The organism is Solibacillus sp. FSL R5-0691, assembly GCF_037974225.1.
Taxonomy (GTDB): domain Bacteria; phylum Bacillota; class Bacilli; order Bacillales_A; family Planococcaceae; genus Solibacillus.
The window spans coordinates 1,280,029-1,302,732 of sequence record NZ_CP150231.1 but is presented as its reverse complement, the minus strand read 5'-3'; the positions used below and the strand labels follow the sequence as shown (position 1 = coordinate 1,302,732).

The following is a 22,704-nucleotide window of genomic DNA, read 5'->3' as shown; positions in this document are numbered from 1 at the left end:
ATTTCTCCACGCACTTTCTACTTTATTATGAATTCGCTCTACTTTCTGTGTGCAAAATTCCACTTTCACACTCGAACATTCTACTTTTCGCTCCACCTGCTCCACTTTTTAGCCCAGGTGTTCTAATACCCCTCTCTTCATCCCTTTTCATCCCCATCTCAAATTCTCAAAAGCCGGAACTTTTATTTTCCCTTTTCACGAATTTGCGATACGATAGGTAGTGGATGCAATTTAGAATGGAGGAAGTTTTCCTTATGTCGAACAAAGCTTTACAAAAAGATGCGATGCGCGTTTTAAAAGAGACGAGCCGTACATTTTATATCCCCATTACTTTTTTAGATAAAGAATTAAAATTAACGGTTGCTGCAGCCTATTTAGCGATGCGTGCAATTGATGAAATTGAAGATCATGAAGAAGTTTCCAATGAAATAAAAAATGTGACATTATTAAAAGTTGCGGAATTACTGAAAGCTCCTGCCTTTGATAATACTGCTTATCTTGAAGCACTGGCACCTGTAAAGGACAAAATGCCTGAAGTGACACTGCGACTTGCTGACTGGCTGGAAGTTTGTCCTCAAGGGGCGTTTCCGATTGTCACTTCTGCGACGAGCGAAATGGCGGAAGGTATGGCAAAATGGGCCCTTGCAAATTGGCAGGTGCATACGAAGGAAGACTTGGACGACTATACATACTATGTGGCTGGTTTGGTCGGAGTCATGCTTTCGGAGCTTTGGGAATGGAGTGCCGGCACGAAAACCGACCGTGAACTGGCAATTGGCTATGGTCGTGGCTTGCAGGCAGTAAATATTTTACGAAATGAACAGGAAGATTTGGATGAGCGCGGTGTCAGCTTCGTTCCTGATGGCTGGACACGTGCTGAACTATTTGCATATGCCGAAGAAAACTTGGCAAAAGCCGACCTTTATATGAAGGATTTAGATAAACGGACAATCAAACTGTTCTGCAAACTGCCATTAGCATTGGCCCATAAAACATTGCAGGCAATGCGAGAAGGACGGGAAAAAATGTCCCGTTCAGAAGTGGAAGCAACAGTAGAAGAAATCCAGGTAGACTAAAAGAAGTGTGTTGGGGGAACATCCCCGACACACTTCTTTCTTACATAATAACGCCGATTGCGATACTGCAGATTGCACAAAGCACGACATAAGTAAATGAAATTATATGACGACGCTTTTCTCTTCTTAACCAAAACTCCAATAGCCCACGGATAATAAACAAAATCATAATGAACGCAAACAATACAGAATATAATGTTTTTTGGTCGAATTGATTCATAGTTACATATGATAAAAACATGAAACATAGGATGATTTCCAGGAATAAATGCCAAATCCCCACATACTGATCCATAAATTTTTCGTTTTTTGGAATGTTATATTTTTTACGCAAGTTTAAATCGAGTAAACCTGCTCCCAAAAAAGCGATGATGACGATTACAATTAACACAAGCGACTTCCCTTCTATATCTCTGATTGTAAATACTGCTGTCGTAATTCTTCAGGCACTAAATCCCCGCCTGTCGACCAAATAATATGTGTGGCGTTTTTCATTTTATCTTGAAGCCCATGCTTTTGAATATATGAAGTCCCCTGCATCATTAATTCAATCGGCCCATAAACACCCGCATGTGCTGAAGGTTCCATAAAAATGTTTTCCGTCTCATACATACCTTTTAAACTTCTGAATAAGAAGCTGTCATCCACAGTATAGCATCCGCTTATTACGGATTCCATCAATGTTCCGACAAAACGTGATGGACGCCCTACCGCCAATCCGTCAGCTTCTGTCTTATTGGACAAACCAATATCATTCACGCTGATTTTATCATGCATTCCTGTCATCAAACCGAGCAGCATACACGGTGATGCAAATGGCTCCGCAAAGAAAATATGAATATGTTCTCCGAAAATTTGCTTTAAAGCGTAGGCAATCCCTCCAGGGGCACCCCCTACCCCGCAAGGCAGATAAACAAATAATGGATGATTTGCATCGACTTTAATTTTCGCTTGCTGAAGCTGATCTTTCAGGCGTGAACCCGCTACCGCATATCCTAAAAACAGATCGATTGAATTTTCGTCATCAACAAAGTGGCAAGCAGAATCTTGTTCCGCTACTTGGCGCCCGTGTTCCACGGCAGAAGTATAATCGGATTCGTATTCGATAACTTCCACCCCTTTTTCACGCAGCAGTTTCTTTTTCCACTCTTTTGCTTCGATTGACATATGGACAGTTACCTGAAAACCAAGCTGTGCGCTAATAATACCGATACTTAGCCCCAAATTACCGGTTGACCCGACCGCAATTTTATATTGGCTGAAAAATTTCCGGAATTCTTCACTATGCAATTTAGCGTAATCATCCTGCTCTGTTAGCATACCTGCGTTAATTGCCAGCTTTTCGGCATGGCTCAACACTTCATATATACCGCCTCGCGCTTTAATCGAACCGGCAATCGGTAATGCATGATCACATTTAAGCATTAACTTTCCGGGAATGTTAAAACCGCGTCGTCCTTCAATAAGCTTTTTCATCGCGGCAATTTCTCTTAGTTCCGATTCAATAATGCCGTCTGAAAATTTCGTAATCGGAAATGCGACCTTTATATAAGAAGAAAAACGCTTCAATCTGCTTTCGGCGTCTTGAATCATTTCAGGTGTTACGAGTTCTGATACTTGCCTTTCCTTTGCTACATTTTCATTTTCCCAAAACACATATTGTTCGGATTGCAGCTTTTCAATTAACGGAAAACGCTCTTTTAATGCATCTAAATTCAAGATTTGCTGATTCATTTATGATTCCTCCTTCTCAAAAATCGCACGTTCACAAATTTGTCGAAATTTTGTTTCAAAAGCCAAATTATTTTCTTCCGTGCGTTTTTTGGGGCCTTTTGTACGTCCCCCTGCACGTCTTATTTTCGCACTTTCAAAACGAAAAGCCAACAGCTGATCTATATTGTCAGACGTCAGTTCTTTCCCATTGTGATTGACTACAATTCCACCTTTTGCTATACACATCGCAGCAAGGCCATAATCACCTGTTATAACAATATCTCCTCGGTTTAATACACTTAGAAGCTTAAAATCGACCGAATCTGGTCCCTTGTCGACAATAATTGTTTTTGCACCATCTCGTTCGATACGATGTGATGTATCGCAGAATAAGATTGGTCTTATCTCATAGCGAGATGAAATAAATAGCGCTAAATCAACAACCGGGCATGCATCTGCATCAATTAATAGTTGTAAAATAGTTCATCATCCTTTCCAAAAGCAACTCCAAATTATTATATTTATATAATATATGAAAACGTTTTCTCTTTTCTGACATCGATTTCACACGGCGATGTTACATAAAATTTAATTGAATTGTTTGATAATTCATACTAATGTATACTTATTAATCCATTTGGGGGTAATAACATGACGACAATGACAACAACGAGCAACGCACAGCAATATGTTGATGGAGTGTTTGAAAAACTGAAAACAAAGAACGCACATCAATTAGAATTCTTACAAGCAGCGGAAGAAATTTTCCTTTCTTTAGTCCCTGTATTCGAACAGCATCCTGAATACATTCAACATAATATTTTAGAACGTATCGTCGAGCCGGACAGAATCATTTCTTTCCGTGTCGCTTGGCAAGATGATCAAAACCAAGTACAAGTAAACCGCGGGTACCGTGTTCAATATAATAACGTAATCGGGCCATATAAAGGTGGTTTACGCTTCCATCCTACTGTAAACGAATCGATTATGAAATTTTTAGCCTTTGAACAAATTTTCAAAAATGCTTTAACTGGTCAACCGATCGGCGGCGGTAAAGGCGGTTCCGACTTTAATCCAAAAGGTAAATCAAATGCAGAAATTATGCGCTTCTGCCAAGCATTCATGACAGAATTATACCGTTATGTTGGTCCGGATGTCGATGTTCCGGCCGGAGATATTGGTGTAGGTTCACGCGAAGTCGGCTATTTATGGGGCCAATACAAGCGCATCCGCGGTGCATATGAAGCAGGTGTGTTAACTGGTAAAAAACCTGGCTATGGCGGTTCATTGGCACGTACAGAAGCAACAGGATACGGTTTAGTATACTTTGTCGAAGAGATGCTACGTGACGCAAAACTTTCAATTAACGAAAAAACGGTTGTTGTTTCAGGTTCTGGTAACGTAGCGATTTATGCAATCGAAAAAGCTCAGCACTTTGGAGCAAAAGTTGTTGCGTGTTCCGATTCTGCTGGTTACATTTACGATCCGGAAGGTCTTGATTTAAAAATCGTCAAACAGTTAAAAGAAGTTGAAGGGAAGCGTATTAAAGAATATGTAAATTATCGTCCAAATGCTATTTATACAGAAGGCTGTGACGGTATCTGGACAATTCCATGTGATATTGCTCTTCCATGTGCAACTCAAAATGAAATCAACGGTGAACAGGCTCGTACATTAATTGCAAACGGCGTAAAAGTTGTTGCAGAAGGTGCAAATATGCCATCGAATTTAGATGCAATCAATGAGTTTTTAGCGAGCGATGTATTATTCGGCCCTGGTAAAGCAGCAAATGCAGGCGGTGTTGCTGTATCTGCACTTGAAATGGCTCAAAATTCCGGCCGTAACTACTGGTCTTTCCAGGAAGTTGATGAAAAACTACACGGTATTATGAAATCAATTTATAAAGAAAGCTCAGAAGCTGCGAAAAAATATGGCTATGAAGGCAATTTAGTTGTCGGATCAAACATTGCCGGCTTCATTAAAGTTGCAAACGGTATGCTTGTAGAAGGCGTTTATTAATTAACAAAACCCGCAATTTCCTTCGATAGTTGAGGAACATTGCGGGTTTATTTTTAACGTACTACGAGAACATCACAATTAGCGCTGCGTACTACATTTTCCGAAACAGAGCCTAGCAGGAAACGCTCGGCACGGTTTAAACCCGTTGATCCAATAATGATCAGATCGGCATCCGTCAAGTTCGTTAAAACCGCTTTTGGCGAACCTTCTTCCACAACTACTTGTACTTTTTTAACACCAGCCTGTTCGGCAATTACTTTGTATTCCTTTAACTGATCAAGAGTTTTTTCTTTTAGAGCTTTTGCATACTTCAAATCATACGCTTCCACCGAACCGAATGAATGTGTATCGATTACACTCACTAGATTCAATGTCGCATCCGTCAATCGCGCAACGTTCATGCCGCGCTCAAAAGCAATTTTTGCTTTTTCTGAAAAGTCGATTGCTACAACAATATTATTATACGTTTTTAGCATCTAAATCACTCCTTGTCTACGTTTAGTATAGCAAATGTTACCAATACACTGGTAACAAAGGGTCTACTATATTAAAGGTTAGACGTCTTTCTTTATAATACGAACATTTTTATATTAATACTATAATATTATTCGTGTTATAATGAATTTGAACTTACTTTTGGAGGTATCTCTCATGGAATTAATGTATACAGGTAAAACGAAGGATGTATTCAAACTTGAAAACGAATTATATTTACTGAAATTCAAAGATGATGTAACAGGTGAAAACGGGGTTTTTGATCCGGGTGCAAACACAGTCGGCTTAACAATTGATGGGGCTGGCCTTGCAGGATTGAAACTAACTTCTTTCTTTTACTCTAAATTAAATGAATTAAATGTACCGACACATTATGTTGAGGCAAATTTTGATGAAGCGACAATGACGGTTAAACCGGCAACTGTTTTTGGTAAAGGTTTGGAAGTAATTTGCCGATTTAAAGCAGTCGGTTCATTTTTACGACGCTATGGCGCTTATGCAACAGAAGGTCAGGATTTGGATTCGTTTGTGGAAGTGACGATTAAGGACGACGAACGCCTGGATCCTCCTATTTCTGAAGATGCACTTGCAATGCTCGGTATTTTGACTCATGAAGAGTATGCAATTTTGAAACAACGTACAATCGAAATTTCAAAGTTTGTTGCAACGGAGTTAGAGAAAAAAGGATTAACACTTTATGATATTAAGTTGGAATTTGGCCGCGATGCAAAAACAGGTGAAATTTTACTTATTGATGAAATTTCAGGCGGTAATATGCGTGCATATCAAGGCGATACATATATTGAACCATTACAATTAGAAAAGATTATGCTTGCTGAGTAATTTAAAATTTTATACTTATTATCCAGCTGTAGAGGGACATTTCGGGTTATCCGTTATGTCCCTTTCACTTTTTCCCCTTCCCTTTTTCACAATAAAATGATACACTTACTTTTGTACTTCAACGCGTTGAAGCGCGAAACTATAGAGCGAGGTCTAGTCATCATGAATGCAAAACAACATGTAAAACCACATTTTATTGAAGCACTTATTTTAACATTATTTTTTATTGCACTCATCTCCTATAGCATTATGAAACTCGGTAGTGTCCCGCATATTCCGATATTAATAGCCATCATTGTTCTATTCATGTATGGTGTCATGCGAAAAGTACCCTACCGTGTTATGGAACAAAGTATGATTACTTCTGTTTCAACTAGTATTGGCGCGATTTATATTTTTCTCCTAATTGGTGTTTTAATTAGTAGCTGGCTAATAAGCGGTACAATTCCTACATTATTATATATAGGTTTATCCATTGTTTCTGCGAGCTTTTTTTACGCGGTTGTGTTCATTATTACAGGCATTATCGGTACCGTAATCGGCAGTTCCCTTACTACCGTTGCAACAGTTGGTGTTGCGATGCTGGGTGTTGCCGGTTCTATAGATGCTTCACTTGCAATTACAGCAGGTGCAATTGTTTCAGGAGCCTTTTTTGGGGATAAAATGTCCCCGTTATCCGATACGACAAACTTGGCTGCGACTGTTGCCGGTATCGACTTATTTACGCATATTCGAAATATGATGTACACGACAATACCTGCATTTACCATTTCGCTCGTTGTCTATGCTTGGATTTCACCGAGCAGTCAAAATATGGACACAAAGCTTATTACAAGTTTTAAAGAAACATTACTTGCGACAAATTTAATACATTGGTATGCAGTTATACCGCTCGTCGTTTTAATTGTCTGCACGATTTTTAAATTGCCGAGTCTTGCTACACTGGCAATCAGTGCGATATCAGGCATCTTGCTATCATACTTCCACAGCTCGATCCCATTGAACGAATTGTTCGGGATTTTGTATAACGGCTATTCAATGAATACCGGTGTCGAAGCAATTGATTCATTATTGTCACGTGGCGGAATGAACAGTATGCTGTTTACGATTATTTTAATTGTCCTGTCTCTTTCAATGGGCGGACTCCTGTTTGCACTAGGAATTATTCAAACATTGCTGCAGGCACTGCAAAATCAGTTGAAATCGGTTGGTTCGGTTATTACGGGAACAGCTTTTACAGCAATCGGTATTAACGTAACGATCGGCGAGCAGTATTTATCGCTGTTATTAACCGGAGAGGCTTTTAAGGATAAATTCAAAGCCATTCAGCTCCATCCGAAAAATATGGCACGTACAATTGAGGATGCAGGTACTGTCATCAACCCGCTTGTTCCTTGGAGTGTGTGCGGTCTGTTCATTGCCTCGACATTGAATATTCCTGTTATTGACTATTTACCATTCGCTTTCTTTTGTCTGTTAAGTCCGGTCATTACAATATTATTTGGCTGGTTGAATATTACGATTACAAAAATCAGCAAGAATTAATTAAAAACCTGCTCATTTTAAAACGAGCAGGTTTTTTCGTATTGTATTTGAATTAAAATCTATCTAAACGGCTATTCTCTTCCCGAAAATTGCTTTTAACAGAGGCGGTGTCACAATTGTTGTTACGATAATTACAATAATGATCGATGTATAATAATTACCTGGAAGAAGTCCTCCTTCAAGCCCCATTGCAGCTAATATTAGGGCAACTTCGCCTCGGGAAACCATTCCAGCTCCAACACCCATTGAGGATTTCGTATTGAATCCGGCTAATTTCGCACCTAATCCGGAACCAACGAATTTGGATACAACCGCAATGATTGAAAATACGATAATAAACCCGATTTGTTCTCCGATTCCATCAAATGAAACTGCTAATCCGATACTAACAAAGAAGAACGGAACAAAAATCCCGTATGCAATCGGCTCAACCTTATGCTCAATTTCTTCTTTATATTCTGTCTGTGCAATGGCAATACCCGCAAAGAAAGCACCAATAATACCAGCGATACCCAGGAATTCTGCAAAATATGATAAACCAAAACAAATAATCAACCCGGCACTCAATATCGATTCAGTAACTCTAAATTTCTTGAATATTCTTATAAAGTGTGGGATAAACCATTTTGCCAGTACAATTAATATAGCAAAGAATAATACTTTCTTACCTATTAATAAACCGATATTCGTATCTGACCCGGCAAAGAAACTCATCGCAATTGCGATTAAAATGACCACTACAATATCATCCAATACCGCAGCTCCAAGTAAGGTTGAACCTTCTTTACTATTCAGCCAGCCAAGCTCCCTTAACGCCTGTACCGAAATACTGACAGATGTTGCAGAAAGTAATAACCCAATAAAGATGGATTCCCCTACAGACAATCCATAATATTGCGATCCTGCATAACCCAAAATAATAGGCAGGAGAATACCACCTAAAGCAACATAAATTGCCGCTTTTTTGTTTCTATTCATTTCCTGAAGGTCGGTTTCAAGACCCGCTAAAAACATTAACAGTAAAACACCTATTTGGCTGAATACAGTTAAAAGTTCAGTATCATGTACCCAACCAAGTAATGCAGGACCCAGAATAATACCTACGATAATTTTCCCGAGTACAGATGGTTGCCCTAATCTTGCAGCAAGATGGCCAGCAAGTTTTGTAGCAAATAAAACTAGCATAATTTGTAAAATAAACATAAATTTCCCCTTTCAATGCAAAAAAAGACAAGGCAGTGCCATAGTTGACTATGGCTCCACCTTGTCTTGCACTTGTTATTTAATTTAATGTTCTTAGCTCTATTTTAATATAATTACACTCGATTTTGCAAGTATATTCTATATGAATCTACCTTCGCATTCTTAAATACACTTAATGAATACCTAAAAAACCTTTCAACTCCGCCATTTGCTTTTGTGCCTGCTCATAGCCGACTTCATAATTTGCTTTCATTTGATCGATTTTGCTTTCAAAGCTTTTGATTGGCCGATCCGGTTTAAAAATGAATGCTTCCTGATCAATTTCTTTTTGTGCAATATATTGCATTGTTTCATTATACATATCCGCACGATGTCTCATCGCAGCTGCGAGTCTAGGATAGCGTTTTTGAAAAAGCTTTGTTGCCCACTGATTCGTTCTTGAGGCACTTTTTATATAGCCCGGTTCCCTCGTCAAAATGAGCAGATGCTTGTTATATCCTTTTTCAATCGCTCGTTTGATTGGAATCGAATCCGATAACCCCCCATCATAATAAGGCACATTGTCAATTTTAATTTCAGGGAACAATATTGGAATGGCACATGTGGCCTGCAAAATATCACATGTTTTCGTCATAGTATGTGCACTTTTATACTCCACTTTTCCGGTATATGCATTCGTCAGCCCGAACTCCACCTCGCCCGGGTAATTGTAATAGGCATCCCAATCAAATAAATCAAGCTGATTTGGCACAATATTATAGGCAAAGTCCAATCCGAACAGGCTTTTTTCCTTTAAAAAATTCCGCATGCCCATATAACGGGGATCATTGCGGTATGTCGTCAAAACACGCATCGTCCGTTCCGGCTGATTTGACATATAGGACACCGCGTTGATGGCACCTGCTGAAATTGCCGCAATATACGGCATTTTTATCTGTTCTTCCATGAGGGCATCCAACACTCCCGCTGTAAAAACTGTTCGAAATGTCCCGCCTTCAAGTATTAGACTACAATCCTTCACTTCCTGCATCTCATCACACTCTTTCCCTATTTCCATCGTTTCTCTATTTTACTATATGTCCTGTAAATAATATTAAAAATATTTATCAGCCAAATTTTCACTACTTCCTAAATTTTCAGAAATATGGTATTATTTATTTCGAATATCGTAATATTAGGAGGCTAATTATGTCAATGTTGAATCGTAGTGATGTACCGGTTGAAGAAACTTGGAATTTGGAAGATTTATTTGCTACAGAACAAGCCTACACAGCGGCAATTGAAGAAATAAGACAACTTGCAGAAGAAACTGCGGAGGGGCTTGCAGGGACAATTACTGATGTACAAGGCGCCATTAATGCCATTGAAGCAACAGAAAAAATTCAGGAGAAAATGGTTGTTGTCGGCACATATGCGAGCCTTTCACATAGCGTTGACCAAACAAGCACAGACAATCAAATGCGTGCCGCAAGCTTTGGTTCATTTGCCGCAAAACTTGCAACAAAGCTATCTTTTGTAAAAAGTGATTTACTTGCGTTGGACGAAGCTGTATTAAAAGAAGCACAATCTGTAAAACCAGAATACGCTAATTATATTGACAAACTGCTCGTACAAAAACCGCATCAATTACATCCGGAAGCGGAAAAAGCATTGGCAGCATTCGGCGCTACATTCAACGCGCCATATGAACTGTACAATACTACAAAATTGGTAGATATGAAGTTCCCTAACTTTGAAGTAGATGGTGAATCATTCCCGCTTAGCTACAACTTGTTTGAAGGTGACTGGGAACTGGAAACAGACACGAATAAACGTCGTGCTGCATTTGAAGCCTTTTCAAAAAAACTGCATGATTATCAGCATACGACCGCCAAAACATATAATACACACTTGACGATTGAAAAAACGGAGGCGGACCTTCGTGGCTACGACAATATTTTTGATTCTTTATTAGAGTCACAGCAAGTAGACCGCTCAATGTATAACCGTCAAATCGACTTAATTATGAATGAGCTTGCTCCACATATGCGCCGTTATGCAAAACTGCTGCAAAAAACACATCAGTTGGACAAAATGACGTTTGCGGATCTTAAAATTTCATTAGATCCTTCATATGAGCCAACTATTACGGTGGAAGAATCCCGTCAGTATATGAAAGACGGCTTATCGATTATGGGTGAGCATTATACGAACATGATCGATCGTTCTTTTGATGAGCGATGGATTGATTTTGCACAAAATGCAGGAAAATCTACTGGTGCATTCTGTTCAAGCCCATATGGTGTACATCCGTATGTATTGATTTCATGGACGAGCCGAATGAATGAAGTATTCGTATTAGCTCACGAACTTGGTCATGCCGGTCATTTCTACTTGGCAAACGATGCGCAAAACATCTTCAATGCTCGACCATCACTTTACTTCATTGAAGCGCCATCAACAATGAATGAAATGCTGATGGCTAACCATTTATTGAAGAATTCTACAGATGCGCGCTTTAAACGTTGGGTTATCTCAACGATCATTAGCCGTACGTACTATCACAATTTCGTTACGCATTTACTTGAAGCAGCATACCAACGCAAAGTATACGAAATTATCGATGCTGGCGGAAGCGTCAATGCACCGAAACTGAATGAATTAAAACGTGAAGTGCTTGAGCAATTCTGGGGAGATACAGTTGAAGTAACTGAAGGTGCAGAATTGACTTGGATGCGTCAGCCGCACTACTATATGGGCTTATATCCATATACGTATTCTGCTGGTTTAACGATCTCAACACAAGTTTCACAACGCATTTTAAATGGTGACGAAGCAGCTGTTGAGCAATGGATTGATGTATTAAAATCAGGCGGTACAAAAACACCTGTTGAACTTGCACAAATGGCAGGTGTCGACATTACAACTGAACAGCCATTACGTGACACAATCGCATTTATCGGCGATTTAATTACGCAATTGGAGCAACTGACTGCAGAACTGCAAACAGTTTAAGTGACACTGCAATCAGTGGAGATTTTTCATTCCCACTGATTGGCCGTCTTCACTATTTTAGAGGATGTGCTGAATTTACTTTCAGACACATCCTTTTTAAATGGCTACCGAAGTATTAATAAGGTCTACTTGCTGGAATAATTCAGATACCCCTGATTCGATGGCAGCAGATCCCACCGCTTTCGCCACAACACCTGCAACACGTTCATCCATCGAACTTGGAATAATGAAGTCTTCATTGAGCTCTTCATCTGTTACGAGCGATGCAATAGCTTCAACCGCCGCCAGTTTCATCGATTCATTAATATCTGTCGCTCTCACATCAAGTGCACCACGGAAAATCCCCGGGAAGGCCAGCATATTATTCACTTGATTTGCATGATCAGAACGGCCGGTACCGATAATTTTTACGCCCCATTTTTTTGCATTTTCCGGTGTTATTTCAGGATCCGGATTTGCTAAAGCAAAAACAATCGGATCTATAGCCATCGATTTAATATGCTTTTCCGTTAAAATATTCGCTGCAGACACCCCGATAAACACATCCGCACCTACTAATGCATCATCCAACGTACCTCGTATCTGCTCCGGATTCGATAAATGAGCGACCTGTTCCTTTACAGGGTTCATCCCTTCAGGACGCCCTTCATAAATAATGCCTTTCGTGTCACACATAACGACATTTGTGTAACCCATTTGAATTAAAATACGGAGAATCGCAATACCTGCCGCCCCTGCCCCGTTAATGACAACTTTCATTTTCGCCACATCTTTTTTCACTAGTTTTACTGCATTGATTAAACCTGCTCCTACAACAATCGCCGTTCCATGCTGGTCATCATGAAATACAGGGATTGAACATTCAGCACGTAGTCGGTCTTCAATTTCAAAACAGCGCGGCGCTGAAATATCTTCCAGATTGATTGCCCCATACGTTGGTGAAATTGCTTTTACGACGCTGACAATTTCGTCTACGTCTTTAGTGTTTAAACATACAGGCACCGCATCGACATTTGCAAAGCGCTTTAATAATAATGCCTTCCCTTCCATTACCGGCAACGCTGCTTCCGGACCGATATCCCCTAATCCTAATACAGCAGTTCCGTCTGTAATAACCGCTACTAAATTCCCTTTCATCGTATAGTCATAAACCGTCGAAGGATTTTGTTCAATCGCAAGACAAGGGGCCGCGACACCCGGAGAATACGCTAAACTTAAATCATATTTATCCTGAACCGGAACTTTTGCACGAATCTCCATTTTCCCGCCAAAGTGTTCGTGCATTTCCAGTGATTTTTTCATTAAATCCATAATTACCATCCCCTTCTAATTTTTGAAATCCTTTGTAATTACGAATGTTAACTTGAAGTTTTTATTTTGTCAACAATAGCATTAAAAACTTACTGGAATTTAATAAACAACTCTGTAAACGTTGATATACAAGGGTTTATGGCAATTATCAACCGCTAGCTTCACTTGTGAATTTAAACACAATCTATTATTTCACAAAAATCAATGTAAGGGCTATCATTTCCAAAACCCTGCTTTATCAAGCTAAAGTATGTGATGGATTGCACGAAGTATTTTTAATTTAGTAATATGAAATAATTCACAAACTTCCAAAAAAATTTTTTTGACCAGCCGTTTTTGTCTCAAATTCAGTGTACTTTTGTTACACTTATACATATCGGAGGGAACACAATGACAGAGAAATCGAATACTGAAGAACTGACAGAAGAAGAATTTTTGGAACTTGTTTTGGAAGAACAGGAAAAGGCGCTTGCAAAAGAGCGGGAAGAACGTTTAAACCCACAGCCGAAAAAATTGAAAAAACAAAAACCATTTGTTCGAATTGTTGTATGGCTGATGGCATTAACATTAGCTTTCAGCACATTTGCCGTGATTTTCAATGTGTATTCCATTCCAGCCATCGAATTTTTAAAAGTATCGACACAATTATCAAATCAGGAAGATATTCAAACATATAAACAATCTGTTGTCACGATTAATACCGATTCAGGAAAAGGGACAGGATTTGCAATATCAGACAACGGCTACATAATTACGAATGATCATGTCATTGACGATGCGCTGACAATCACCGTCGTTTTTCCGGATGATACACTTTATAAAGCTGAGGTAGTGGAATCATATGAAGATTATGATTTGGCACTGTTGAAAGTGGATGCGGAAAACTTGCCGTTCCTGCCACTTGCCCGGGCGAGTGAATTCCGTAAAAATGAGCCGATCTATTTTATCGGAAATCCGCTTGCATTTAGCGGGATTGCCAATAAAGGAACGATTATCGGCTATACTACGGCCACTGATATTGAGCCGGATATCATTATGATGGACGCACCCGTGTATCGCGGAAATAGCGGTAGCCCCGTTATTAACGAAAACGGAGACGTAATCGGTATTGTGTTTGCGACAGGAAATCGTGAAGGGCACGGGAAAGTCGGGTTGTTTATTCCGGTAGAAAATGTACATGAACTGTTTCAGGATTATTTGGAGTGATATAGGACGGTTTCTGGGGTTGCACGCCGTGTAATATATTAGAACTTTTTGACTGATATTAGAAGAGCTGAGGGATATATTAGAACTTTCATAGAGTTTATTTGAAGATCGCGTAGTTATATTAGAAGAACCGGTGCATGAACTGTTCCAGAGTTATTTAGGAAGCCTTTACGGTTTAAGTGGTTGCAAGCGTCGTAATATATTAGAACTTTTGTGACTGATATTAGAAGAGCTGAGGGATATATTAGAACTTTCATAGAGTTTATTTGAAGATTGCGTACTCATATTAGAAGAACCGGCGCATGAACTGTTCCAGAGTTATTTGGGAAGCCTTTACGATTTATGTGGTGGCAAGCCGCGTAATATATTAGAACTTTTGTGACCGATATTAGAAGAGTTGAGGGATATATTAGAACTTTCATAGAGTTTATTTGAAGATTGCGTAGTCATATTAGAACAAACGTACACTTTATTAGAAAATCCGCGATATATTAGAACTTTTTGTGCTTTATTAGAACTTCCCTGGTTTTATTAGAACTTTTCAAATTATATTAGAACAACCAGCAACTATATTAGAAAATCTCACCACCACCACACTCCACAAAAAAACGGCTGCTCAATATTAATGATTGAGCGCCGTTTAAAATTAGAAAATAAGGCTAATTAAGAAGTAGAATAATCCGGCCATTAATGCGGAAATTGGCAATGTGATAAACCACGTCACTACAATTTTACGTGCCATCCCCCATTTAACGCCTTTCACACGTTGTGCTGCACCGACACCCATAATTGCAGAAGAAATTACATGTGTTGTCGAAACCGGTAGTGCGATGACTGTTGCACCAAAAATGATCGATGCCGAAGTTAAGTCAGCCGCTACCCCGTTGACCGGTCGGATTTTCATGATCTTACCGCCGACTGTTTTAATGATTTTATATCCGCCGACTGATGTCCCAAGCCCCATCGCCAATGCACAGGCAAAACGTACCCAATCTTGTACTTCATCTGTCGATTGCCAGTTTGCTGCGATTAAAGCCATCGTAATAATACCCATCGCTTTTTGGGCATCGTTCGTACCATGTGTAAACGATTGTAATGCCGCTGTCCCGATTTGCGTCAAACGGAACGCTTTCGTTGTTCCATACAATGGTGAACGGTGGAAAATAAATTTGAACAATTTCATCACGATAAAACCTAGACTTAAGGCTAAAATCGGTGAAATAATTAACGCCTGTAAAATTTTAAAGAAACCTTCATAGTTTAAAATATTCATACCTGCCGATGCAACTGCTGCACCAGCAATTGAACCGATTAATGTATGTGAAGAACTTGATGGAATACCAAAATACCAAGTTAATAAGTTCCATGTAATGGCAGAACATAATGCCGCCAAAATAACTACAGACCCTGTCGTATCCCCTTCAAACGCATTCAAAGAGAACGGATCCACAATTCCAGATGCTACAGCTTTTGCTACCCCTACGAACGTCATTGCACCAATAAAGTTCATCACAGCCGCTAACAGAACAGCTACCCGAGGTTTTAATGCACGCGTCGAAACAGATGTGGCGATCGCATTCGCTGTATCATGGAAACCGTTAATAAAATCGAATGCCAGCGCAAAGATGACAACGAGTACGGTAATGACTAATAACGTATCCATAATTTACTCCTTCTTCATTATGCGTTTCGCATAATAATTGATTCGATTGTATTCGCTACATTTTGGCAGTAGTCTGCAATTTCTTCTAACTGCTCATACAAATCTTTAAAGATGATTAAGCGAATCGGATCTTTTTCAGTCTGGAATAGTTCAGTAATGGATTTACGGAATATCTCATCACATTCACGCTCATAGTCTTTGATCAGAATAGCATGTTGACGCATTCCGATTAAATCTTTTTTATTCAATAACTCCATTGCTTTTACTGCTTCATCTGATGATTTGGCAATATAGTCTACGAAGTCACGCATGTACTGATTTACTTCTGTAAAAGAATACATTTCAAAGTGGGCAATTGTATTTTCAATGCCGTCCAGAATATCGTCCAGTTTGATGGCTAATGATAAAATATCTTCACGTTCAATTGGTGTCATGAACGAATCGTTTAATTTTACGATTAATTCATGGATCAGCTTGTCTCCCGCTGTTTCATAGGACTTCATTTTAATTTGAATTTGTTTTAGTTCTGATACTGTCGTAATTGTCGATTCTTTTGCATAGTTGGCACCTTGTTGTACATTTTTTGCAATATTTAATAATCCTTCAAAAAATGGATCCGGTTTTTTAGAGTTAAACATCGAATAAATCCTCCTAAAATGAAGTTTGTATATTAAAACCTAGGTAATCATAACACCGATTTTTCAATATCTTCAACATTAATCTATGTTATTTACAAAAGCTTTACAATCGTGAAACATAGCTCCCAGTACTTATCCTGTTAATTTTAGCCGTTTTTTAATGAACTATTCTGAAATTAGCAGAAATTTGTTGATTTAATGCTTTTAAACAGCCATTTTGGCAGTAATTTCTACAAATATTAAAGTTTCTTCTTCCATACCCTTTATTAAGCAATGTTAATTGTAAAGCCAATGTAAATTTTAAGTTTCGTAATAGTTATTTTTTTCAGTTGCAATTTCTACTAAAAAAGCCTAGCAAGTTCCAACTTACTAGACCATAAATCTCATATTTATTTGTTCAAAACAGAAGAAACAATATGCGCCGCATCCCATTCACCCAAAGACAGTTTAGTAATCGGATACTTTTTACTGAAAAGCTGCGCTGTAATTTCGTCTTTTGTCAAACCTTCTTCGTTCATCATTTCGATTTTATCACTTAGCTCTTTTAAGTAATTAAGTTTTCGTAGTAAAGCGTCTCTTCCATTTTCGATATATCCCGCATGATTACAATAGATTTCAAGAAAGTCGTATGTTAATACTTTCTCCAGCGACCGGATAATTTGTGGAATGCTCTCTTCACGCAAAACGATTTTTGTTTTCGGTGTTACATACAGATCTCCTGTAAAAAGTTGACCTGTCGATTCATTTAAATAGGCTACATGGTCCTCTGTATGTCCGGGAGTTTCAATCACTTTCCACTCAGCAGTTCTTGATAAAAAAGAATCGCCAACAGGCTGTGCTAGAAACGGCCGTCTTGCCCCCCAGAACAGTTTACGGTATAAAGGATAGTTTGCCTTCTTAGCACATTCTTCTATATTGAGCGGATGCATAAATATTGGCAGATCATATGTTTTCTGCAAAAAATGTGCGCCTCCGGAGTGATCTTCATGATAATGGGTCAACATAATCTGATCAACGTCCATCTGTTCGAAAAAAGGCTTAAACTGCTTAAGAAGTGAGGCAGAACCTGTATCAATAAGTATACCGTCCACTTCAAAGCAATGAACATTCAAGTGAATAGCTTGAAATTGAACAGATCCATTCATCATTTTTACTCCGTTCTTTTCACTCAGCTCCGTTTTTTTCTTAAATAACATTTTTCTCACTCCTTTGACCAGTATTTTCTACACTATCACTTTATCATAAATATTGGAAATCAACCCTAATTTTCTGAACGGCAAAAAGCCGCTATGTAAAAATAATTTACATAACGGCCTGTTCAGCAGTTCCATTTTATTTCTCGACAGAATGATGATTTACCCAATCACTATAGCCTGCCATATAGATTTTTATATTTTGATAGCCTGCTTCCTTCAACACAGTATATACCGGTGTCGCTGTAACACCTGATCCGCAATAGACAACTACTTCCTCATCTTTTGGAACTTGTTGAAGAAGAGATGAAGTAATAACGAGTTCCGAGCCATTGCGCAGCTGTTCCCAATCATAGTTTTTAGCTGTCGGTATATGTCCTGCCACTTTATCAAACGGTTCTGTCTCACCACGGTAACGTTCCGGTGCGCGGGCATCGATTAATGTCGCTTTTCGTTTTCCTTCAATAATGTGCATAATGTCCTGACGCTTTATTAAAATATCGTCATTCCATTGTAAATCAAGCTTGCTTTTCTTAAATTCAGGGACTTCTGTCGTTACAGGGAATCCTGCATCCTTCAGTGCTTCAAAGCCGCCATTTACAACATAGGCATGCTTGAAGCCTGCATAATGCAATATCCACCATGCACGTGTTGCGTATGCTGCTGCACCTTGATCATAAATATAGATGGCATCATTGTAATTCAATCCATGCTTTTCAAACAAAGCCTGAAGCTGCTTCTTTTCCGGAAGCGGATGTCTGCCTTCTTCTTTTGTTAAATCCGACAGATCGGTATTTAAATCCCAGTATACTGCCCCTTCGATATGGCCCTCTTCATACATCTTTTTGCCTGACTCTAAATTGCTCATATCAAATCTAGTATCGATTAAACGACCTGTTCTTTCCATTCGATTTGCGGTCACAAAAATATTCGTCATTAAAAAGATCCTCCTTACGCTTGTAGTTGCGCGTAAATATCTTTCCAAACAGCTAAGCGATTTTCTTCTTGAAGTAACAAACGTTCTGTTTCAATTTGCTCGACTGCCTGTTCAAGCATATGCTGGCGCAATCCTTCTGCTTCAATGGCGATATAGCTGCCGGCCCACTCCATAATTTTAGCCTTTTCCACATCCAGATAACTTTGTGCATCTGGTTTTGTTAATTTTTCCAAGGCATCACGCAATTGCTCTTTTTCATTCTTTTCAAAGAATGCCTTCACATTTTTAAAGTGTGATTTTACGCCTTCATATGGTGTAGAATCCGTAAATGGACCAGTAAAATCTAAAATCTCCGGCTCTTTTGATTCATAGCTTAAAAATGCAAAGCTTGGGTTCAATTCTTTTAATTCACGTGCTTCATCTTTGAACAATTCCTTCATTTTCTTCTCAACAAATTGAGCTAAGCGGAAATTCGTTACACGCAATTCCTGAGCGAAGTCAAAGCTCAATGCCTGAAGCACTTCTTTTAAAGCTGTTTGCAATGCTTGCTGAGCAGGCATTTGCGCGAATGTGGACGGATTATAGCTTTCACGATAGAAGTCCGGATAGCGGTAGTACACACGTTGCAGTACATAGTATAACAGTTCATCCAATTCCTGTTTTGTTTCACTTTCAAGCATGGCTGTCTGCGTTGACTGGAATTTTGAACGCACAAGCTTTTCCAAATGAGCCAATTCATCAAGACGCTCATCTTTACGTTTCAAGTTTTCTTCGGTTTGTGTAATTAAATCCTTCAGACGTGCTTCTGTTTTATCCACTTCTTCTTGAAGTGCCTGTACCGCAATGCCCATCAGTTCATCATTCAGGAAATGATGGAATGCATCTTCAAATGGTGCCATACCTGACTGATGTTCAAGCTGATCCTGTTTTTCTTTTAAGGCCAGTAAGCTCGATACTCCGTACAGTCTTGGGAAACGAATACCGAATCGCTGAAGTTCTGAACGAACATAACCTTTTACTTCTTCCTCTTCTTCCATTGTAGAAGCCAAGTCTATCGCATTTACGATAAAGAACATTTTATCCAGTTCAAATGCATCTTTTACACGTCCAAGCTGGATTAAGAACTCACGGTCCGCTTTTGCGAATGCATGGTTGTAGTACGTAATGAAAAGAATGGCGTCGGCATTTCGAATATAATCGAATGCTACACCAGTGTGACGCGCGTTGATCGAATCGGCACCCGGTGTGTCTACCAATGTTACGCCCATACGTGTTAGTGGTGAATCAAAGTAGAAATCGATATTGTCCACGAAACAAGAGCGGTTTTCCTGTGCTACGTATTTTTCAAAATCATGACGATTAACACGTAATGTTGTGCCTAGTTTAGTGATAAATGTTTCATAACCTTCCGAATATGCACGGATAAATGATTTATGGACATTCAGACGCTCATCTGTTAATGGAACTGCCAGCCCTTCTTCTGCACGATCATACGCTTCTTTCAGTGATGATACTTGAAGGCCAATCGCTGCATACGAGCCTTGAATATCTTCCAGCAGCTGCGCTTCATTCTTCAGATGAACATCGGCTGTTTCATGGGGATGTTCCGGTGTGACAGGACGAATTTTGTTAATCGCTGCTGTCGTCGGGTTTGGTGATACTGGTAAAACACGCTCACCCATCAAGGCATTTGAAAAGCTTGATTTACCCGCACTGAACGCACCGAATAAGGCAATCGTAAAGTCGCGTTTTTGCAGACGTTCCACTTTTTTTGTCAGGAAGCTGGACACTTCTTTGAAGCCTTGTACATCTTTAATAATATGCGCCGTCTTCAATGCTTTTTCCGTTACTTTATCAACATTCAAACCTGAACCTGCTTTTTCCTGCATCTGTTCAGCAGCAAGTTCTGTTTCCTGGTCTTTCAATTGTAACATCGACTCATCAAATGGACGGATATCTTTCAATGCCTGCTCATGTTCACGCTTCCAGTTTTCCAAATAAATTTTGGATTCCGCGCGAATTTCATTGGAAACTTGTTTCATCAATGTGCTGCTGAATGCCTGGAATTTCTCGATTTGCATAATATGCTGAAGTGCATGCACCTTTTCAGACATAGCATTAATTTTAAGCTTAACTGGTGCTGCCGCTTCACGCGCAACCTGTTCCAATGTATCTTTTTGCTCTAGCTTCCACGCATCCGTTGTTTGAATAAAGTAACGCTTTGTCGCATCCGATACACGATTTGCAAAATTTAATACCGCATCGCCCGTTATGACCGCGCTCTTTTGTACTTGATCTTCAATAATCGAGAATGGGAAATTAAATTCCTTATTGTCAATACTTGCGGCACGTTCGTCGTTCAATGCACCAACATCTTTTAATGCTTGTTTCATCAATGCTTTAATATGACCGCTAATTTGAGATTGGACAACATGATTAAAGCTTGCATATGCTTCTTCCTGACGTCGTGCTTTCTCTTCTGCTGTTTTCTTTTTCGCTGTAAACAGTCCGCCAACTTTGAAGTCCTCTTGCTGACTTTCTAAATAAGCACGTAATTTATCACGTACATCTGCCGGCATAATCGCCGCATTAGCAAGCAAGTCTTTACGTTTTTCATCGAACTGCTTATCAAATACATCAAACGAGAATAGTTCTGTTTGACGCGTCAGCTTTTCATATTGCTCCAAAATATCATCACGATGCTGCCAGTCGTCTTCAGAAACGAGTTCAGCATACGTAGTGAAGCGATCCTGCTTTTCTTCTTCCAAATACGCTTCATGCTCATGCTGAAGCTTTGTTAACGTATTTTCTGCAGTTGAAATTAATTGTTCCTGCCAGTCGTTCATCGAATCCATGACGATTTTCTTTACTTGATCAAAATCGTTGTTCGGAAGCTCTTTTTCACGCAGTGAAGTGAAGAAAATATTTTTCGGGTAAACACCCCAAGCTGCAAACGAGTTGTGAACGGATTGTTTAAAATCTTCAAATGATAGTTCAGCTTCGCGGTGTTTGTCGATTTGATTGACGATTAAATATACATTCGGATTGTATTTCATCAATTGCTTAGTAAATTGGAAATTCAGTTCTGATTGCACATGGTTGTAGTCCATTGTGTAAAATACCATATCGGCAATATGCAATGCAGATTCCGTACTCATTGCATGTGCATCGTCAGTTGAGTCAACACCCGGAGTATCCATTACCGTTACCCCTTCAGGCAAGCTCGATGTACTGTGTCCAATTTCAATTTGTGATACCAATTCACCGTTTTTGCTCAGTTCTTTTACTTGCTTAATATCATAGCCAGCTTCAAATTTTACCGGCTTTTCATTGTGCAAATATAGAATCGCAAAATCTTCATCAGATTTATGCACTTTTACGATGTTCGCACTTGTCGGAATTGGACTTGTCGCTAAAATGTTTTCTCCAGAAAGCGCATTGATCATACTTGATTTACCTGCAGAAAAGTGACCGGCAAACCCGATAACAAATTCCTTTTGTAAAAGCTTGCGTGCAAATAAATGAAGCTTTTCAATTCGTTCTGTATCTTCATTTTCTTTATAAATTATGTATTGTAATGCCGATTGCTGTAACAATCCCTGAATTTTCTCGTCAAACATCGTCATATTACTACCCCTTTATATCAATTTATATCTTTTTGCCTTAAATTCGTCACATTTCTATAGTAACATGCTTAGCCCGGAAAATCGGCTAGTATTTTTTTAAAATTATTGTTTCCCGCATATTTCCATTAAATATTAGCTGTTTTCTGCTTAATTTGCTATTTTGGAATAACCAGTTTATTATGCGCATTTGAATTCATTTTCATGAATGTATTGTATAGATTTATAAAATCACGTCAATACCC

General features: G+C 39.1%; 18 protein-coding genes. 6 read left to right on the top strand and 12 right to left on the bottom strand.

Translation table 11 applies throughout. The features are described 5' to 3' along the window. Positions 1-254 precede the first annotated feature (254 nt). Positions 255-1,076 (top strand): squalene/phytoene synthase family protein, encoded by an 822-nt coding sequence (locus MKY51_RS06315; RefSeq protein ID WP_339175963.1) that lies wholly within the window; start codon positions 255-257, stop codon positions 1,074-1,076. A gap of 40 nt (positions 1,077-1,116) precedes the next feature. Here MKY51_RS06315 and MKY51_RS06310 read toward each other — a convergent pair whose 3' ends face one another. Genes MKY51_RS06310 through MKY51_RS06300 form a run of 3 tightly spaced genes read right to left on the bottom strand, consistent with a single transcriptional unit; the run spans position 1,117 to position 3,269 of the window. After that, complete coding sequence (locus tag MKY51_RS06310) at positions 1,117-1,467, bottom strand: DUF4181 domain-containing protein (RefSeq protein ID WP_339175962.1); 351 nt, start codon at positions 1,465-1,467, stop codon at positions 1,117-1,119. A 14-nt stretch (positions 1,468-1,481) separates the two neighbouring features. After that, positions 1,482-2,810: a D-serine ammonia-lyase gene (locus MKY51_RS06305; RefSeq protein ID WP_339175961.1), complete on the bottom strand. Its 1,329-nt coding sequence runs from the start codon at positions 2,808-2,810 to the stop codon at positions 1,482-1,484. Continuing rightward, the gene (locus tag MKY51_RS06300; RefSeq protein ID WP_339176582.1) at positions 2,811-3,269 is read right to left on the bottom strand and encodes a DUF188 domain-containing protein; all 459 of its coding nucleotides are present in this window, start codon (positions 3,267-3,269) and stop codon (positions 2,811-2,813) included. Positions 3,270-3,440: 171 nt separating this feature from the next. Here MKY51_RS06300 and gdhA point away from each other — a divergent pair, with 171 nt between their 5' ends. Beyond that, entirely contained in the window at positions 3,441-4,808 is a 1,368-nt protein-coding gene (gdhA, locus tag MKY51_RS06295) for an NADP-specific glutamate dehydrogenase (RefSeq protein ID WP_339175960.1), read from the top strand. A gap of 53 nt (positions 4,809-4,861) precedes the next feature. Here the strand turns inward: gdhA and MKY51_RS06290 are convergent, their stop codons facing one another. Then, the gene (locus MKY51_RS06290) at positions 4,862-5,284 is read right to left on the bottom strand and encodes a universal stress protein (RefSeq protein ID WP_339175959.1); all 423 of its coding nucleotides are present in this window, start codon (positions 5,282-5,284) and stop codon (positions 4,862-4,864) included. Positions 5,285-5,459: 175 nt separating this feature from the next. On the opposite strand from MKY51_RS06290, the gene MKY51_RS06285 reads away from it, so the two are divergent. After that, positions 5,460-6,146: a phosphoribosylaminoimidazolesuccinocarboxamide synthase gene (locus MKY51_RS06285; RefSeq protein WP_339175958.1), complete on the top strand. Its 687-nt coding sequence runs from the start codon at positions 5,460-5,462 to the stop codon at positions 6,144-6,146. Between the two features lie 162 nt (positions 6,147-6,308). Further along, a complete protein-coding gene (gene nhaC, locus MKY51_RS06280) occupies positions 6,309-7,691 on the top strand; it encodes a Na+/H+ antiporter NhaC (protein ID WP_339175957.1) in 1,383 nt (460 codons plus the stop codon). A gap of 63 nt (positions 7,692-7,754) precedes the next feature. Here the strand turns inward: nhaC and MKY51_RS06275 are convergent, their stop codons facing one another. Both MKY51_RS06275 and MKY51_RS06270 read right to left on the bottom strand, forming a co-directional pair. Next, the gene (locus MKY51_RS06275; protein WP_339175956.1) at positions 7,755-8,894 is read right to left on the bottom strand and encodes a cation:proton antiporter; all 1,140 of its coding nucleotides are present in this window, start codon (positions 8,892-8,894) and stop codon (positions 7,755-7,757) included. Between the two features lie 172 nt (positions 8,895-9,066). Next, entirely contained in the window at positions 9,067-9,951 is an 885-nt protein-coding gene (locus tag MKY51_RS06270; RefSeq protein WP_339175955.1) for a patatin family protein, read from the bottom strand. Positions 9,952-10,082: 131 nt separating this feature from the next. On the opposite strand from MKY51_RS06270, the gene pepF reads away from it, so the two are divergent. Continuing rightward, positions 10,083-11,888: an oligoendopeptidase F gene (gene pepF / locus MKY51_RS06265; RefSeq protein ID WP_339175954.1), complete on the top strand. Its 1,806-nt coding sequence runs from the start codon at positions 10,083-10,085 to the stop codon at positions 11,886-11,888. 96 nt (positions 11,889-11,984) lie between these two features. Here the strand turns inward: pepF and MKY51_RS06260 are convergent, their stop codons facing one another. Next, a complete protein-coding gene (locus MKY51_RS06260; RefSeq protein WP_339175952.1) occupies positions 11,985-13,199 on the bottom strand; it encodes a malic enzyme-like NAD(P)-binding protein in 1,215 nt (404 codons plus the stop codon). A gap of 390 nt (positions 13,200-13,589) precedes the next feature. Here MKY51_RS06260 and MKY51_RS06255 point away from each other — a divergent pair, with 390 nt between their 5' ends. Further along, positions 13,590-14,405 (top strand): trypsin-like peptidase domain-containing protein, encoded by an 816-nt coding sequence (locus tag MKY51_RS06255; RefSeq protein WP_339175950.1) that lies wholly within the window; start codon positions 13,590-13,592, stop codon positions 14,403-14,405. Between the two features lie 646 nt (positions 14,406-15,051). Here the strand turns inward: MKY51_RS06255 and MKY51_RS06250 are convergent. The 5 genes from MKY51_RS06250 to MKY51_RS06230 all read right to left on the bottom strand — a co-directional run bounded on the left by MKY51_RS06250 (position 15,052) and on the right by MKY51_RS06230 (position 22,462). Next, a complete protein-coding gene (locus MKY51_RS06250; RefSeq protein WP_339175949.1) occupies positions 15,052-16,068 on the bottom strand; it encodes an inorganic phosphate transporter in 1,017 nt (338 codons plus the stop codon). Between the two features lie 17 nt (positions 16,069-16,085). Then, complete coding sequence (locus MKY51_RS06245) at positions 16,086-16,706, bottom strand: DUF47 family protein (protein WP_079525974.1); 621 nt, start codon at positions 16,704-16,706, stop codon at positions 16,086-16,088. Positions 16,707-17,095: 389 nt separating this feature from the next. After that, positions 17,096-17,902 (bottom strand): MBL fold metallo-hydrolase, encoded by an 807-nt coding sequence (locus MKY51_RS06240; protein ID WP_339175947.1) that lies wholly within the window; start codon positions 17,900-17,902, stop codon positions 17,096-17,098. Positions 17,903-18,038: 136 nt separating this feature from the next. Then, complete coding sequence (locus MKY51_RS06235) at positions 18,039-18,836, bottom strand: sulfurtransferase (RefSeq protein WP_339175945.1); 798 nt, start codon at positions 18,834-18,836, stop codon at positions 18,039-18,041. A gap of 14 nt (positions 18,837-18,850) precedes the next feature. Continuing rightward, on the bottom strand, positions 18,851-22,462 hold the full coding sequence (locus tag MKY51_RS06230; protein ID WP_339175943.1) for a dynamin family protein: 3,612 nt from the start codon (positions 22,460-22,462) through the stop codon (positions 18,851-18,853). Positions 22,463-22,704: the final 242 nt, after the last annotated feature.